Consider the following 16,594-nt stretch of genomic DNA (forward strand, 5'->3'; position numbering starts at 1 on the left):
GCGCGGGGCCGGAGCGCGGGGCCGGAGCGCGGGGCCGGAGCGCGGGGCCGGAGCGCGGGGCCGGAGCGCGGGGCCGGAGCGCGGGGCCGGGACGGCGCGCCGCCGAACGGCCGGGGGCCATACCGCGGCGGCCGCCCCGCACCGCACGATCTAGGATCGGGGCATGCCCTTGACCGCGGACGACGTCGACCGGTTCGAGGCCTCCAGGCCGCGCCTGCAGGCCATCGCCTACCGCCTCCTCGGCTCCGCCGGGGAGGCCGAGGACGCCGTGCAGGAGACGTTCCTGCGCTGGCAGGCCGCCGACGTCGACCGGATCGAGGTCCCCGAGGCCTGGCTGACGAAGGTTCTCACCAACCTGTGCCTCAACCAGCTCACCTCCGCGCGGGCGCGCCGCGAGACGTACGTGGGTCAATGGCTTCCCGAACCGCTGCTGGCCGGGGACCCGATGCTCGGCCCGGCCGAAACCGCCGAGCAGCGCGAATCGGTCTCGTACGCGGTCCTCACCCTCATGGAGCGCCTATCCCCCAGCGAGCGGGCGGTGTACGTGCTGCGGGAGGCCTTCGACTGTCCGCACCGGGAGATCGCCGAGATCCTCGACATCACCGAGGCCGCCAGCCAGCAGATCTTCCACCGCGCCAAGAAGCACGTCGCGGACGGCAGGACCCGCGCCGAGATCGACGACGCCGCCGCCCGGCGGATCGTCGAGGAGTTCCTGGCGGCCGCCACCAGCGGCCGGATCGAGCCGCTCGTGCGCCTGCTCACCGAGGACGCCGTCTCGATCGGCGACGGCGGCGGGAAGGTCCCGGCCCGCGCCAAGGCGTTCGAGGGCGCCGTCGCGGTCGCGAAGTTCCTGCGGGGCCTGTTCAAACCCGGCGAGGCCAAGCGCGCCCTGGCCGGCGGCACGGTCGAGGTCTACGCCTGGACCGCCAACGGAGACCCCGCCGTGGTGGCCGTCGTGGACGGCCGGGTCATCGGCGTCATGTGCCTGGAGGTCACCGCCGAGGGCATCGTCGCGTTCCGCAACCAGGTCAACCCCGACAAGCTCGAACGCGCGACCGCGCACTGGGCGGCCGTCGACCACGGAGAGCCCTTGTTCAGCGCCTTCTGACCATTGTGCGAGGCGTTTCCTGTGATGTGAGGTGTTTCACATCGCGTTCCTGTCAGGAAACGGCGGGCCGCCCGGTTCAAACGGCGAACCCCGCACAGACAGGAGCAGGAAATGCAGCACCGCATCGTCGTCCTCGGAGCCGGATACACCGGAGCCATCGCCGCCGGCCGCCTGGCCAAGCGGCTCCGCCGCCAGGACGTCGCCATCACCCTCGTCAACGCCGAGCCCGACTTCGTCGAACGCGTCCGCATGCACCAGCTGGCGGCCGGCCAGGACCTCAAGCCCCGGCCGTTCCGCGAGATGTTCGCGGGCACCGGTGTCGAGCTGAGGCTCGCGAAGGTCACCGGCGTCGACGTCGACCGCAAGACCGTCGCCGTCGTCGACGCCGGCGGCGCCGGAGAACTCGCCTACGACACGCTCGTCTACGCCCTCGGCAGCGGCTGGAACGCCCAAGGCGTCCCCGGGACCGCCGAGCACGCCTACGAGATCGCCAGCCGTCCCGGAGCGCTCCGGCTGCGCGAGCGCCTGGCCCGCCTCGACGCCGGGCAGACCGTGGTCGTCGTCGGCGGCGGCCTCACCGGCCTGGAGGCCGCCACCGAGATCGCCGAGGCCCGCCCGGACCTCGACGTCGCCCTCGCCGCCCGCGACGGCCTCGGCGACTGGCTCTCGCCCAAGGGTCGCGAGCACCTGCGGAAGGTCTTCGGCAAGCTCGGGATCACCGTGCACGAGCACACCGCCGTCACCGGCGTCGGAGCCGACCACGTCACAACCGCCGACGGCGAGACCGTCCCGGCCGCGGTCACCGTGTGGACCACCGGCTTCGCGGTCCACCCGATCGCGGAGGCGACCGCCCTGGAGGTCGCCGGCACCGGCCAGATCGTGGTCGACGGGACCATGCGCTCGGTCTCGCACCCGGACGTGTACGCCGTCGGCGACGCGGCCATGGTGATGGGCCCCGGGGACAAGCCGCTGCGGATGTCGTGCGCCTCGGGAACGCCGACCGCGTGGCAGGCCGCCGACGCGATCGCGGCACGCCTGACCGGCGGGAAGCTCCCGAACACGCCGATCCGCTACTTCAACCAGTGCATCTCGCTGGGCCGCGGGGAAGGCCTGATCCAGTACGTCACCGCCGACGACCGCGCCGTGCGGGCGGTCCTGACCGGACGCCTCGCCGCCGTCTACAAGGAACTGGTCTGCAAGGGCGCCGCCTGGGGCGTCGCCAACCCGACGCTCGGCCTGCCGACCCGTCGCCGCCCCGTCACGCGGGAACGCGCCGCGGCGGGTTCGGCCGTCAAGGCCCCGGCGTAGCGCCACACCGGAGGCCGCGCGGCGGCGGCTCGGCGCGGCTTCGGGACACAGGGCCCGTGGAACAGCAGCGTCAACGGTGAATACGCAGTCATCTGGAACAGCACCCGCTACGACGACAAGAACCGCCAGCAGCTCCAAAGCGCAACGAGGCCCCAGCCGTCGTGAGATGGATGGGGCCTGCACATGTCAGGAGCGGACCGTGGTGACAACGGCCAGGGATGCCGGATAGACCACCCAGCCTCGTCACCGTTCCAGCCGCCACCATCTCGCGGGCGGCGGGATGATGCGGGCGGAACCACGAATACGTCCTTCGCGTTGATGAAGGAGTGAGGCGATCTCCCAAGCGGAAGAAGTCGTCCAAGCGGAACGACCAGCCGCCCCGAACCGCCGACCCCTATCCCCCTCTCGCGCTCACCAAGCGCCCCCGCACCTGGTCCGCCCGATACCTCGGTGCGGGAATCGCGGTGCTCTTGGCGCTGCCCTTCTGTGTGCTGTTCAGCGTGGTCACCGGCCGCAGCGCCCTCAACCTGCGCAACGGCGCCGAAGCCCCCGCCACGGTCTTGGAGGTCGATCGCCCGGCCTCTTGGAGATGGGGCGGGATAATGGTCGACTTCACCACGCTCGAAGGCGACCAGGTGGTCACCTGGATCGACGATTTCCCCGTACGGCCCGTGCTCAAGCCGGGTGACCGCATCACTGTCCTCTACGACCGGGACGATCCATCCGGAAACGTCGTGGATCGCCGCGTCGGCCCTGACTTCATGCCCCCCGTAGTGCTCGGCCTGCTCGCCCTCGCATCCCCTGTCGTGGCGGTCGTGAGCCTTCGACGGGCCTTCCTGCACCCCAGCGCCTGATCAATCCGCCATAGGGATCTGTCCCTAAGTTCACCCGGGCAAGTGGGCTTGATCCGGAAAGACATGACCCGGGACTGTCCCGTCTGGCACGGCGGGGCGCCAATGCCTTCACCAGCGACCTGGACGGTGGTGTGCTCTGAGTCTGTCGCCGAGGCCGCCCGGCTCTTGGGAATCAGCGCTCTTGGGAATCAGCCCGCAGACCATCACTGCCCGGCTGCCTGAAGGAGGATCTGCGCCAGTTCGCGCGGCTGGGAGAACATCGGCCAGTGGCCGGTGCCCATCTCGACCAGCCGCCAGTGCGCGCTGGCCAGCAGCTTGGCCACCTCGTCGTCGAGCTCGTCTGCGGCCAGCCGGCATCGGACGTACGTCGCCGGGAGTTCGTCGAGTGGCCGTGCCAGCACGGCGGGCTCGGTCAACGTGGCGCCCGGGTGCGGCGTCGAGCCGTCCACGATCCGTGCGATCTGCTCGTCGGTGAGGCCCTGGCCGTCGTAGTAGGCCGCGGGCACGCGTGGCCAGAACCCGCCGTTCTCGGCGATCGACGCCTTCACCATCGCCCCGCCGTCCGGCCAGGCGGAGACGAACGCCTCGCCATCGGCCGGAACGCTGGAATCGACGAAGACCACGTGGGCCAGCCGGTCACCGACGCGCTCCGCGGCCTGACCGACCGGGATCCCGGAGTAGCTGTGGCCCACCAGGACGACGTCGCGCAGATCCCGGCCTTCGACCTCGTCGACGATGTCCTGGACGTGGGTCTGCTGCCCGGCCGGCACGCCCCGCTTGTCGGCGAGACCGGACAGCGTCAACGGGTGAGCGTCGTGGCCGGCCGCACGCAGATACGGCACCACCTCGTCCCACGCCCACGCCCCGAGCCGCGCACCTGCAACCAGTACGAAATTCGCCATGGCCGCACCGTAGCGGAGCAGCCTGACAGCCCCCGTCCCGAACACGTTCGATAGCGCCCCAGTGCTGCTCAGCGGCGCAGAGGCGGCGGTCCGGATCTCCACGTGAGCGGAGGGACGGTCAGCTGGGCACCCCGGACGTCACTCACTTCGCCATTCGCTCCCGCGATTGGAGTTGATTTCTAGACGATTTGTCCATAAACAACCCATTCAGCCTTCCGATCTTTCCTTGTGGGGCATACCGGACCAAACGAGCGCCCCAAAGTGTTCGTCTCACAGAAAACCGAAGAAATCAATTCCACCTATGCGCAATGGCATTTCAAATAGCGATAACCAAACCTTTCAGGTTCCGCTAAATTCAACGTCGCGACTATTGCATTTGACCACGGGAGTGACTGACAATCATTCAGAAGCAAGTGCGGTTCGAAAGCCCAAGCATGGAACAGGGACATGCAGTAAGGCCAGTCCCGGTCACAGAGTGCGCGCGGCGGGAGCCGGTCCGCGCCGAGTCGGCGGCGCGTGCGGCCGGTCGGGGCCGCTTTAAAGCTGTACCGAAAGTTCTCACATGCAGGGGTTGGCGGTCCGTCCTGCTGCGCCTAGCGAGCCAACCGACCGGCCCATGGCCCCGAAGGCATCCGGTTCGTAGCGCGAAGGGTGATCCCGGAACGATTACGGTCATGGACGGACGCGATTGCCGGCCTCGCCATTTGGATGCTCCCCTGGGGAATCTCAGACGAACCCGTTGTCCGGACGCCTCTTCTGGACGTGTGCCCGGCATGTGAGATAGGCGGGCTGCGTGAGCCGTCGCCGTGTGATGATCGTGTTTCGTTGGATCACCATCGTGTGAGGGCAGGCGAGTGGCTGAGCGGGAATTCGGTTCCCTGCTGCGGGAGTTGCGCGCCGATGCGCGGATGACGATCGAGGAGCTGTCGGAGGCCTCGGGAGTGAGCGTCCGGGCGATCGGCGATATGGAGCGGGGCAAGGTGAGCTCGCCGCAGCGCCGTACCGCCGAGGCGCTGGCGGACGGCCTGAAGCTGGCCGTTCAGGACCGGGAAAGGTTCCTTGCCGCGGTGAAGACCCGGCCGCGGGCGGGGGCCCTGGCCCAGCTTCCGGCCGATCTTCCGGTGTTCACCGGCCGCCGCGCCGAACTCCGGGAGGCTCTCGCGCTTCTGGACCGGCAAGGCCAGGAAGCACAGGCTGTGGTGATCGGCGCGATCGGCGGGATGGCCGGGGTGGGTAAGACGGCGCTGGCCCTGCACTGGGCGCACCGGATCGCCGACCTCTACCCCGACGGACAGCTGTGGGTGGACCTGCGAGGTTTCGACCGGGGTGGGCAGGTGCTGGATCCGGGGCAGGTGCTGGGCGGGTTCCTGCGCGCCCTGGGGGTCGCCGACAGCCGCATTCCGGCCGGCACCGATGATCGGGCCGCGCTGTTCCGCAGCAAGTTGTCCGGCCGCCGGGTGCTGGTGGTGCTGGACAACGCCCGTGACAGTGAGCAGGTCCGTCCGCTGCTGCCCGCCACCGCGGGCTGTCTGGCGATCGTGACCAGCCGCAACCAGCTCACCGGGTTGGCCGCTACGCATGGTGCGCGCACACTCACCTTGGACGTCTGGACGACTGAGGAGGCGAAGGAGGCTCTTGCCCGCCGGCTCGGTGCGGACCGGGTGGCGGCCGAGCCGGAGGCGACGGCGCAGATTCTGGAGCTGTGCGGGCATCTACCGCTGGCGGTGGCGGTCGTGGCCGCCCGCGCCGCCGCCCGGCCGTCCTTCGCCCTCACCGACGTCGCTGCCGAACTGCGCGAGGCGCACGGCACCCTGGATGCCTTCCACACCCTGGACGGGGTCGATCCGCGTGCTGTCTTCTCCTGGTCCTATCAGGCACTCAGCCCGGCCGCTGCTCGTCTGTTTCGTCTATTGGGCCTGCATCCGGGGCCCGACCTCACGCTGTCGGCCGCCGCTTCCCTCGTCGCCCTGCCGCCGCGCCGGGTCCGTGTCCTGCTGGACGAGTGCAGCGCCGCTCACCTGGTCACCGAGCATGCGCCGGGCCGCTGGCGCCTGCACGACCTGCTGCGCGCTTACGCCGCCGAGAGCGCTGAGGAACACGATGGCCCCACCGAGTGCAGACAGGCCTTCCACCGCTTCGTCGATCATCTGCTGCACAGTGCGCACGCCGCCGACCAGGTCATCAATCCCGTCGTCTCCACGCCCATCGAGCCGGCGCCTCCGCGACCGGGCGCGGTCGTCGAGGTCTTTCACAACCGGGAGCAGGCGGCCGCCTGGGCCGCCCGTGAGCTGAGGGTGGTGTGGGCGGCTCAGCAGCAGGCGGAGATCTTGGGCGGGTTCGACAGCCATCTGTGGCAGCTCGCCTGGACCACCGTGGATGCGTTCTCCGGTCACGTCTGGTCTCTGGGCGGGGAATCGCTCGCCTTTCTCATCCGTGCCGCCGAAGCCGTGCGCCGCGATCCCGGTGGAGCTCGGTACGCCAGCGCCGTCGTGGGCTGGGTGGCGATACAGGAACACCAGCTCGGACGCTCCCAGGAGGCCAAAGCGCGCCTTGAAGCGCTTCTGCGCGCGCCCGATTCGCCCGCCCGATCCCTGGATCAGGCCCGCATCCACCATGACCTGGGCTGGCTGCACGGCGCACTCGGCGAATACGACGATGCGCTGCGCCACTCCCTGGCCGCCCTCAGCCTCTACCACGAGGTCGGCAACCTGCCCGGCCGTGCCCGGGAGCTCGCCTCTGTGGCCTGGTATCACGCCCTGCTCGGCCATTACGACGAGGCCGTCACCTACGGCGAACAGGCCATCGCGCGCCTGGCCGAGCAGCACATGGCGGCCGCCGAAGCCTCAGCGTGGGACACCTTGGGCTATGTTCACCACCATCGGAAAGATCACCTGCAGGCCGTCGCCTGTTACCGGAGGTCTCTCGATCTTTACCGTCACACCGGTCGCCCCGCGCTGGAGGCCGAAGTCTTGGAGCATCTCGGCGACGCCCACCACGCCATGGGCGCGGCGAGTGCGGCGGGCAGTGCCTGGCAGCAGGCGCTCGACCTCCTCATTCCGCTCGATCACTCCAGCGCCGACCGCTTGCGTGTGAAGCTCTCCACCGTTGCGGCGATCGGCTGACCCATCGGGGCGTAGCCGCCATCGGCACGAGGGCTGGGCACGGTCGGCGTGGGAGTTTTCTGCCTGTGATCCGCCTGGAGAGCGGCGCGCTCCGCTGCTTGGCTGATCAAGCCGGCCCGCGGTGAGGCTGCCGGTTCACATCGGCCGAGGGGGAGCCCGTTGAGCGTGGTGTTGACGACTGCTTCGGTTCCGGATCGCGACAAGCTCACCTACTGGCGCGACGCCATGAGCAGGACGCTGGTGCCGGTGACCATCGCCCCTGGAGGCGATGGGCCGTTCAACGGGCGGATCGTCGCCGACACCCTCGGGTACCTGCAGATCTGCTCGATGGAGGCGGACGCCAAACGGGTCGACCGGACACCGGCGCTGATCGCACGGGCCTCGGAGGCGTTCGTGGCGGTCGGCGTCCAGGTGTCGGGCACGGCGACGCTCAGCCAGGACGGCCGTCGGGCGCAGGTGGAGGCGGGAGACCTGGTGGTCTACGACACGACGCGGCCGTACTGCATGGAGTATCCGCAACGGTTCTGCGTGCACGTCTTCCAGCTGCCCCGCCGCGTGCTGGGCCTGCCGGACGACGACCTCATGCAGGTCACCGGTACCGCCATCGGCACCAGGGACGGCCTCGGCGCGGCGCTGCTGCCTTTTCTGACCACGCTGGCCGCCTCGGCGCACACCTTCGCGCCCACCGTGGCGGACCGGCTGGCCGGCAACGTCACCGACCTGCTGGCCACCCTGGTGGCCGAGCGGACCCGGCCGCTTCCCCGGTATGCGGATGGCGCCCGAACCCACTTCATCCGGCGGGTGCGCGATCACATCAACCAGCACTTAGGCGACCCCGCCCTGTCACCGGAGAGCATCGCGCAGGCGCACCGGATCTCCGTGCGCTACCTGCACCGGCTGTTCGAGGGTGAAGGCATCACCGTTGGCCGGCTCATCCAGCAGCGGCGCCTGGAGGAGTGCGTACGGGAGCTGGCCCGTCGCGGCAGGAGGGCCCCGAGCGTGTCAGCTGTGGCGCTGCGCTGGGGGTTCGTCAGCCCCGCCCACTTCAGCCGGGCCTTCCGGGCCTCCTACGGTCTTTCCCCCCAGCAATGGCGCACCCTGCGCGCCGCGGAAGGCGGCCGTACGGCCGAGCCGGCCGCCCCCGCGGAGGCCGGCCGCGCGCTGTCTGCCACGTAAGGTGTCCCTTCGTCATCGGGAAGCTCGAGGCGGGTCCCGAGCGGCGCGTCTGCTCTCGGGCCGCGTGTCGTCTTGGCCGCGGTTGATCCGTAGGGTGAAGCGCGGCGCCGGGAGCCTTCGCTGCCCGCACCGCGCTCGCCTGCCCGAGCGCGGCAGGCCGACTCGTCCGACGGCCCGCGGCCGCGCCCCGCGCAGGAGGCTTCGTGGAACATGACCTTCCCGCCCCGCAGCCGCCGCTCGTCCTCGATCGTCTGGCCCGGGCATTCATCCGGCAGCACCATCGCTGCGTGGCTCCGGACAGCGCGGATGTGGCCGCGGCCCGCGCCGCGATCGGGGCGCTGTGGGGCGGGGCCGGGCCCGGCTCCGAGGTGGAGGAGGACTGGCTGGCGATCCCGGGCTGCGACAAGGACCGGATCCGGGTACGGATCCTGCGCCCCGCCGGTAGCCGGGGCCCGCTGCCGGTGGTCCTCTACCTGCACGGGCTGGGCTGGATGCTCACCGACGCCGCGGCTCACCAGCAGCTGCTTGTCGACCTCGCGCTGGGAGCAGACGCCGCCGTCGTCGTGCCCGAGTACGACCGGTCCCCCGAGACGCGCTACCCGGTGGCCCTCGAACAGTGCTACACCGTCGCGCGCTGGATCGCCGACAACGGCGCCGAATGCCACCTGGACGGCGAGAGGATGGCGGTGGCGGGCACCTCCGCCGGCGCGAACCTGGCGGCCGCGACCACACTGCTGGCGAACCGGCGCGGCGGGCCGCGCTTCGTGCACCAGATCCTGGTATGTCCCGTCACCGACGCCGGCATGGACACCTCCTCCTACCGCCGGTTCGCCGAGGGCTACTTCCTGGGGCGCTCGGCGATGCGCAGCTTCTGGCAGCAGTACGCGCCGGATCCGGCCCAACGCGCCCAGATCACCGCCTCCCCGCTGCGCGCCGCGCCCCAGGAGCTGACCGGGCTGCCGCCCGCGCTGATCCTCACCGCCGAGGCCGACGTGCTGCGCGATGAAGGCCAGGCGTATGCGGCCAAGCTGCGGGAGGCCGACGTGCCCGTGGTGTCGGTGTGTTACCACGGCACGATCCACGGATTCATCCTCTTCGACGCGCTGCGCGGCAGCGACGCCTCCCAGGCGGCCCGCACGCAGATCATGGACACCCTGCACGTGGCACTGCACAGCCATCGCGGCTGAGCCGCAGACGAACCCCTCTTCCGGTCACCGGCCTCGTACCGGGGTGCGGCGACCACGTCGTCCGGTGCGGGAGCGGGCCTTTCGCCTGCCTCGGCGAGACGGCGGCGGGGCGGTTGTGCGCGCGCGGTCAAGCGCCTGTGCACACGAGGTCCGATCACCGGGCCATCACCGCAATAGCGTCCTTTTCGCGCCCACTGGGCCGAGGTGACGGGCCTCTGGCCGTCGCCATGTGCACTTCGCCGTCCTCAACGAACAGGTTCGAACCATGACCGACTACGTTCCCACCGCTCCCGTTCTGGAGCCCGCCGCGACCGACTTCGCCAAGGCGACCGCGCAGCCGCCGTACCTGTTTCAGATCTTGCCGGAGGAGGGCCGCAAGGCCGTCGACGACGTCCAGTCCGGCCCCGTCGACAAGCCCGCCGTGGACGAGGAGTGGGTGACGGTCCCCGGCGGGCCCACGGGTGAGGTCAGGGCCCGCATCGTCCGCCCGGCGGGCAGCACGGGCGATCTGCCGGTGGTCGTCTACATCCACGGTGCCGGCTGGGTGTTCGGCAACGCCCACACCCACGACCGGCTGGTGCGCGAGCTCGCGGTGGGCGCCGAGGCCGCGGTCGTCTTCCCCGAGTACGACCTGTCGCCCGAGCACCGCTACCCGGTCGCGATCGAGCAGAACTGGACGGTGGCGCAGTGGGTCGTCGCCGAGGGCGCGTCCAGGAACCTGGACGCCACCCGGATCGCGGTGGCCGGTGACTCCGTCGGCGGCAACATGAGCGCCGCCCTGACGCTGATGGCCAAGCAGCGCGGTGGGCTGCCGCTGCGCCAGCAGGTGCTGTTCTACCCGGTGACCGACGCCTCCTTCGACACCGGCTCCTACCACCGGTTCGCCGAGGGCTACTTCCTGCGCCGCGACGCCATGCAGTGGTTCTGGGACCAGTACACCACCGACGAGGCCCAGCGCGCCGAGATCACCGCCTCCCCGCTGCGGGCCACCGTCGAGGAGCTGACCGGGCTTCCCCCGGCGCTGGTCATCACCGCCGAGGCCGACGTGCTGCGCGATGAGGGCGAGGCGTACGCGGACAAGCTGCGCGCCGCCGGGGTGCCGGTGACCGCCGTGCGCTACCTGGGCATCATCCACGACTTCGTCATGCTCAACGCGCTGCGTGAGACGTACGCGGCCGACTCGGCGATCGAGCTGGCCGCCGGCACGCTGCGCCGGGCGCTGCACGGCAGCTGAGCCGATGACCACCGGCGACAGCCTCCCCGCTGAGCGTCCTCAGCCCAGCGGAAGGCGTTTCGAACCCGATCTGCGCGCCATGACGCGGATCAACCTGCGGCCGATCGCCTCGCCGATGCCGCTGGGCTTCTACGCGGTGGCCATCGCCTCGGTGATGATCGCCAGTCTCCAGCTGGGCCTGTTCCCGCCCGGCGCCCACCGTGCGGTCGCCCTGACCGTCATCCCGGCCTTCATTCTGCAGCTCGTGGTCGGCGTCTTCGCCTTCGGCGCCCGAGATGTGATCGCGGCCACCCTGATGGCCTGTTTTTCCGGCATGTGGCTGGCCGGCTCGCTGGTACTGGCCCTGGATCCGCCCGGCGGCGCCGCGGTGCTGGGCGCACTGAATGCGGTCTTCGCCCTGTTCGCCGTGCTGATGGCGAGCGTGGCCAGACCCAAGCGGGCGCTGTGGCTGGTGCTGGTCACGGCCGTGCCCCGCTTCGCCGTGGCCGCCGCCGCCAACCTGACCGGCGCCCCCTGGCTGACGACCGCGTCCGGCGTGCTCGGCCTGCTGCTGGCCGCCGTGGCGCTGTATGCGGCGTTCGCGCTGATGCTGGAGGACATGCGCGGCCACGAGGTGCTGCCCATCGGCCGCAGCGGACCCGCCCACCACGCCGTCGAAGGCGACTTGGCCGTCCAGCTGCGCAACCTCGAACGCCAGGCCGGCGTGCGCCGCACCCTGTGATTCGCACCTGACGATCGCCACCTGCCACGTGTGAAAGAGAGAGCCATGACCACGATGCCGGTCGCCGGTATCATCCCCGCACCTTCCCGAGAAGGGCGTCAGAGCGCCGACCTCGTCGTCCGCAACGCGAAGATCTTCACCGGCGACCCCCGCAACCCCGCCGCCACCGCCGTCGCCGTCCGCGCGGGCCTCATCACCGCCCTCGGAGACGATCACGACGTCGCCGCGCACGTCGGCGCGGACACCAAGGTGGTGGATGCGCTGGGACGCCGCCTCGTCCCCGGACTGAACGACTCCCACCTGCACGTCATCCGCGGCGGGCTCAACTACGTGCTGGAGTTGCGCTGGGACGGCGTGCGCTCGTTGCGCCAGGCCCTGGCCATGCTGCGCGAGCAGGCCGCCCGCACCCCCAAGGGCCAGTGGATCCGGGTGGTCGGCGGCTGGACGGCCGAGCAGTTCGCCGAAAAACGCATGCCGACCGCGGCCGAGTTGAACGCCGCCGCCCCGGACACGCCCGTCTTCGTGCTGCACCTGTACCAGTCGGCCGTCTTGAACCGGGCCGCCGTCCACGCGGCCGGCTTCACCCGCGACACCCCCGACCCCAAGGGGGGCCAGATCGTCCGCGACCGCGACGGCGAGCCCACCGGGATCCTGCTGGCCGCCCCGAGCGCGCTGATCCTGTACTCCACGCTGGCCGGCGCGCCCACCCTCGACGACGCCGACAAGAAGATCTCCACCCGGCACTTCCTGCGCGAGCTGAACCGTTTCGGCCTCACCTCGGCCGTCGACGCCGCAGGCGGTTTCCAGAACTTCCCCGACAACTACCGCACCGTCATCGAGCTGGCCCGCGCCGGCGAGCTGACTCTACGCATCGCCTACCATCTGTTCCCTCAGACTCCCGGGCAGGAGCTGGCGGACCTGAAGCGGTGGATCGAGACGGTGCGGCCCGGCGACGGCGACGCGTGGCTGCGCCTCAACGGCGCGGGCGAGAACCTCACCTGGGCCGCGGCCGACTTCGAGAACTTCTCCGAACCGCGCCCCGAGCTCGCCCCCGGCTACGAGACGGAGTTCGAGCAGGCGGTGCGGCTGCTGATGGAGAACGGCTGGGGCTTCCGGCTGCACGCAACCTACGACGAGACGATCCGGCGGGACCTGGCCGTGTTCGAGAAGCTCGCCGCCGAGGGCCTGTTCCCGGCCGGCAACAGGTGGCTGTTCGACCACGCCGAGACCGTCTCACCGGCCAGCCTGGATCGCATCGCCGCGCTCGGCGGCGCGATCGGCGTGCAAAACCGCATGTCGTTTCAGGGCAGGGCGTTCGCCGACCGGTACGGTGCGGCGGTCGCCGCCCGCACCCCGCCCATCAGCCAGATGCTGGAGCGCGGGCTCGCCGTGGCGGCGGGCAGCGACGCCACCCGCGTCTCCTCCTACAACCCGTGGGTGGCCCTGCACTGGCTGGTCACCGGACGCACCGTCGGCGGTCTGCGCCTGTACCCCGCCGAGCGGCTGATCTCCCGGGAGAAGGCGCTGGAGTTGTATACGCACGCCGGCGCCCGTATCACCGGCGAACAAGACGTCAAGGGCGTCCTGCGCGAGGGCTGCTTCGCCGACTTCACCGTACTCACCCACGACTACTTCACCGTCCATGCCGACGACATCGCGCACATCGAATCGGTGCTGACCGTGGTCGGCGGCCGGATCGTGTACGCCGAGGCCGAGTACGCGGGCATGGACGAACTCGTCCCGCCGGTCAGCCCCGCCTGGAGTCCGGTCGCCCGTTTCGGCGGCTACCAGGCCACCCCCGCTCCCGGCGTCGCGGGGGCGCGCCAGGCCGACCGGCTGGGTGAGGCCGCTGCGGATGCCGAGCAGCACCACCGGTGGCGCATCGCCCGCGGCCACGTCTTCGAGCCTCAGAGCTTCGACCCCTGCTTTGCCCCCTGACGCCCACATCCGCGTCGACCCCCGGTTCCCGCGCCATGACATATCAGCCGCGCGCGGAACGTCCCGCCGGCGAAAAGCGCCGGAACCGCATGGACGGTGCGGCAGGCGAGTGAGATCCGCCCCTCGCACCGTTCATGACGGTTGCTCGCCTCCCACCCCTCACGAAAGGAATGATCATGGTCAACCTCGACAACGTGCACGCCGCTCCCAGCCCCGACCTGCTGACGCCCGGCAACGCGATGATGCTCTTCGTCGACCACCAGCCGCAGATGTTCTTCGGCGCGGCCAGCGCCGACCGTGCCGGCGTCATCAACGCCACCGTCGGCCTGGCCAAGGCGGCCCTCGTCTTCGACGTCCCGGTCGTACTGTCGACCGTGGCCGCGGAGTCCTTCTCCGGCCCGATCCTGCCGCAGCTGGCGGAGCTCTTTCCCAAGCACGAAGTGGTGGACCGCACCACGATGAACGCCTGGGAGGATCCGGCTCTGGTGGACGCGGTGCGGGCCACCGGCCGCAGCAAGATCATCCTGTCCGGGTTGTGGACCGAGGTGTGCGTGGTGCTGCCCGCCATGTCCGCGCTCGCGCAGGGCTATGAGGTGTACGTGGTCGCCGACGCCTCCGCCGGTGTCACCCCCACCGCCCACGAGCTCGCCATGCAGCGTATGACCGCCGCCGGCGCGATCCCGGTCACCTGGCTTCAGGTGCTGCTGGAGCTCCAGCGGGACTGGGCGCGCGGTGAGACCTACGCGCCCACTCTGGAGGTGGTCAAGGAGCACGGCGGCGCCTACGGCATGGGCGTGGTCTACGCCCAGTCCATGCTCGGCTCGCACGCCGGCGGCTGACCCCGCCGCCGCCCCGCGAGAGATCGCATCCATCATGACGATCGACCTGGGCCTGCTGATCCTGCGCCTGGTCACCGGGCTGCTGCTGGCCGGTCACGGAGTACAGAAGGTCAGTTTCCGTCTCGGCGGCGCCGGGCTGGCGGGCGGTGCGCAGGAGTTCCGGCGGGACGGCTTCCGCGGCGGGGCGGCGACCGCCCTGGCCGCGGGCGCCACCCAGATCGGCACCGGGCTCCTGCTCGCCTGCGGAGCGCTCACCCCGCTCGCCGTGGCCGGCGCGATCGGGGTGATGACGGTCGCGTTCACCGTCAAATGGCGTCACGGCCTGTGGGTGCAGAAGGACGGCTACGAGTACCCGCTGGTCCTCATCGCCGTCTTCACCGCGCTCACGCTGACCGGGCCCGGCCGCTGGTCCGCCGACCACGCTCTGCGCCTGCTTCCCTGGCCTGCCTGGCAGGCCGCCCTCGCGGTGGCCGGCGGAGCCGGCTGTGGCCTGGCCGTCCGGCTGCTCCTGCACCGCCCCTCCACGACGAGCGCCGACCGGCCCGGCACATCCCGCCCCTTCCATGACCGGAGCCCACGATGACCTCACCCCCGGCCACCACGACTCCCGACAGCGACCGGCAGACGCCGATCCGCGACGGCATCCAGCCGCCGCTGATCCAGAAGGGTCATGAACTGCAGTCCTTCGGCACCGTCAGGCAGCTGCCGATCGGGCTGGCCCACGATGCCCGCGTGTACGGCTGCCGACGGCTCAACCGGCTCCTGGCCGACGCTCAAATGCTGTACGGCCTGTACAAGAAGCACCACTGGCTCCTGCGCGGCGCCACCTTCTACCAGCTGCACCTCCTGCTCGACAAGCACGCCGGCGAGCAGCTCGTGATCGTCGACGCCCTGGCCGAGCGGGTCCAGAGTCTCGGCGGCGTCGCGGTGGGCGACCCCCGGCATGCCGCCGAGATCACTGCGGTGCCGCGCCCGCCCGACGGAGTCGAGGAAGTGCCCGCCATGCTCTCGCGCCTGCTGCAGGCGCACGAGTCGATCCTGATCGACGCCCGCGACGCCGCGACCCGGCTGGCGGCCCTGGGTGACGATGGCAGCAACGACCTGATCGTCTCGGCTGTGATCCGCACCGGCGAGACGCAGGCGTGGTTCCTCGCCGCGCACCTGACGGACACCCCGCTGACCCGCGTCTGAGAACCTCCCGGCGCGCACGACGGCAACCGGCCGTGCGCGCCGGGGCGCCGGCGGCCCGCGACGCCGCCGTGACCCCGCCTCGCCCTTGTCTCTCTCATCTGAAGGACGGATTCATGTCATCGACCTCCGAGGCGTCCTACGCCCGCGACCTCGCCCAGATCGAACGCGCCAACGCCTCCGGCCGGATCCCGGTCGTCTTCGTGCACGGGCTGTGGCTGCTGCCCACCAGCTGGGACCGGTGGGCGCGGGTGTTCGACGAGGCCGGCTACGCGCCCATCGCACCCGGCTGGCCCGACGACCCCGACACCGTGGCCGAGGCCAACGCCCACCCCGAGGTGTTCGCGCACAAGACCGTCGGCCAGGTCGCCGACCACTACTGCGACCTGATCGGCAAGCTGGAGCGCAGGCCCGCCGTCGTCGGCCACTCCTTCGGCGGCCTGCTCACCCAGATCCTGGCCGGGCGCGGCATGTCGGTCGCCTCCGTCGCGATCGACCCCGCCCCGTTCCAGGGCGTGCTGCCGCTGCCGATCTCCTCGCTGCGCTCGGCCGCGCCGGTGCTGACCAACCCGGCCAACATCCACCGCGCCGTCCCGCTCACCTACGAGCAGTTCCGCTACGCCTTCGCCAACGCCGTCAGCGAAGAGGAGGCCAAGCACCTGTACGAGACGTTCGCCGTCCCGGCCCCGGGCGCGCCGCTGTTCCAGGCCGCGGTCGCCAACGTCAACCCGTGGAGCGAGACCAAGGTCGACAGCACCGGCCCCGAGCGCGGCCCGCTGCTGCTCGTCTCCGGCGAGAAGGACAACACCGTGCCCTGGGCGATCACCAACGCCTCCTACAAGAAGCAGGCACGCAACACCCACCACGTCACGGAGATCGTCGAGATGCCCGGCCGCGGCCACTCCCTGACCATCGACAGCGGCTGGCGCGAGGTGTGCGGCACCGCCCTGACCTTCATCCAGCGCTTCGCCTGCCCGTGAAAGGAACCCTCGTGCCCATCGTCAACCGTAGCCGCGC

14 protein-coding genes are annotated in these 16,594 nt (G+C 70.9%); 13 read left to right on the forward strand and 1 reads right to left on the reverse strand.

Annotation, left to right across the window (positions count from 1 at the left end):
* Positions 1-163: 163 nt before the first annotated feature.
* From Plo01_RS01730 to Plo01_RS01740, 3 genes are all read left to right on the forward strand, one after another.
* On the forward strand, positions 164-1,108 hold the full coding sequence (locus tag Plo01_RS01730) for an RNA polymerase sigma-70 factor (protein WP_203888673.1): 945 nt from the start codon (positions 164-166) through the stop codon (positions 1,106-1,108).
* 111 nt (positions 1,109-1,219) lie between these two features.
* Complete coding sequence (locus Plo01_RS01735; RefSeq protein ID WP_203888674.1) at positions 1,220-2,416, forward strand: NAD(P)/FAD-dependent oxidoreductase; 1,197 nt, start codon at positions 1,220-1,222, stop codon at positions 2,414-2,416.
* A gap of 326 nt (positions 2,417-2,742) precedes the next feature.
* Positions 2,743-3,270, forward strand: a complete 528-nt coding sequence (locus Plo01_RS01740; protein WP_203888675.1) for a DUF3592 domain-containing protein — start codon at positions 2,743-2,745, stop codon at positions 3,268-3,270.
* Between the two features lie 203 nt (positions 3,271-3,473).
* On the opposite strand, the gene Plo01_RS01745 is transcribed toward Plo01_RS01740, so the two are convergent.
* Positions 3,474-4,172 (reverse strand): alpha/beta fold hydrolase, encoded by a 699-nt coding sequence (locus Plo01_RS01745; RefSeq protein ID WP_203888676.1) that lies wholly within the window; start codon positions 4,170-4,172, stop codon positions 3,474-3,476.
* 854 nt (positions 4,173-5,026) lie between these two features.
* Between Plo01_RS01745 and Plo01_RS01750 the strand changes: the two genes are divergently transcribed.
* From Plo01_RS01750 to Plo01_RS01795, 10 genes are all read left to right on the forward strand, one after another.
* The gene (locus Plo01_RS01750) at positions 5,027-7,294 is read left to right on the forward strand and encodes an ATP-binding protein (RefSeq protein ID WP_203888677.1); all 2,268 of its coding nucleotides are present in this window, start codon (positions 5,027-5,029) and stop codon (positions 7,292-7,294) included.
* 165 nt (positions 7,295-7,459) lie between these two features.
* Positions 7,460-8,470: an AraC-like ligand-binding domain-containing protein gene (locus Plo01_RS39915; protein WP_275415352.1), complete on the forward strand. Its 1,011-nt coding sequence runs from the start codon at positions 7,460-7,462 to the stop codon at positions 8,468-8,470.
* 203 nt (positions 8,471-8,673) lie between these two features.
* Positions 8,674-9,657, forward strand: a complete 984-nt coding sequence (locus Plo01_RS01760; protein ID WP_203888678.1) for an alpha/beta hydrolase — start codon at positions 8,674-8,676, stop codon at positions 9,655-9,657.
* Positions 9,658-9,922: 265 nt separating this feature from the next.
* On the forward strand, positions 9,923-10,891 hold the full coding sequence (locus Plo01_RS01765) for an alpha/beta hydrolase (RefSeq protein ID WP_203888679.1): 969 nt from the start codon (positions 9,923-9,925) through the stop codon (positions 10,889-10,891).
* 79 nt (positions 10,892-10,970) lie between these two features.
* Complete coding sequence (locus tag Plo01_RS01770; RefSeq protein ID WP_203888680.1) at positions 10,971-11,612, forward strand: GPR1/FUN34/YaaH family transporter; 642 nt, start codon at positions 10,971-10,973, stop codon at positions 11,610-11,612.
* Positions 11,613-11,657: 45 nt separating this feature from the next.
* Positions 11,658-13,550, forward strand: a complete 1,893-nt coding sequence (locus Plo01_RS01775) for an amidohydrolase (protein ID WP_203888681.1) — start codon at positions 11,658-11,660, stop codon at positions 13,548-13,550.
* A gap of 176 nt (positions 13,551-13,726) precedes the next feature.
* Positions 13,727-14,389, forward strand: coding sequence for a hydrolase (locus Plo01_RS01780; protein ID WP_203888682.1), 663 nt, complete (start codon positions 13,727-13,729; stop codon positions 14,387-14,389).
* A 34-nt stretch (positions 14,390-14,423) separates the two neighbouring features.
* Entirely contained in the window at positions 14,424-14,972 is a 549-nt protein-coding gene (locus tag Plo01_RS01785) for a DoxX family protein (RefSeq protein WP_203888683.1), read from the forward strand.
* The gene (locus Plo01_RS01790; RefSeq protein ID WP_203888684.1) at positions 14,969-15,580 is read left to right on the forward strand and encodes a Dps family protein; all 612 of its coding nucleotides are present in this window, start codon (positions 14,969-14,971) and stop codon (positions 15,578-15,580) included. Before Plo01_RS01785 ends, Plo01_RS01790 begins: the two co-directional genes overlap by 4 nt.
* 113 nt (positions 15,581-15,693) lie before the next feature.
* Positions 15,694-16,557 carry an alpha/beta hydrolase gene (locus Plo01_RS01795; RefSeq protein ID WP_203888685.1) on the forward strand — a complete coding sequence of 288 codons (864 nt, stop codon included), beginning with the start codon at positions 15,694-15,696 and terminating at the stop codon, positions 16,555-16,557.
* The last annotated feature ends 37 nt before the right edge of the window (positions 16,558-16,594 follow it).

This window comes from Planobispora longispora (assembly GCF_016863135.1).
Lineage (GTDB): Bacteria > Actinomycetota > Actinomycetes > Streptosporangiales > Streptosporangiaceae > Planobispora > Planobispora longispora.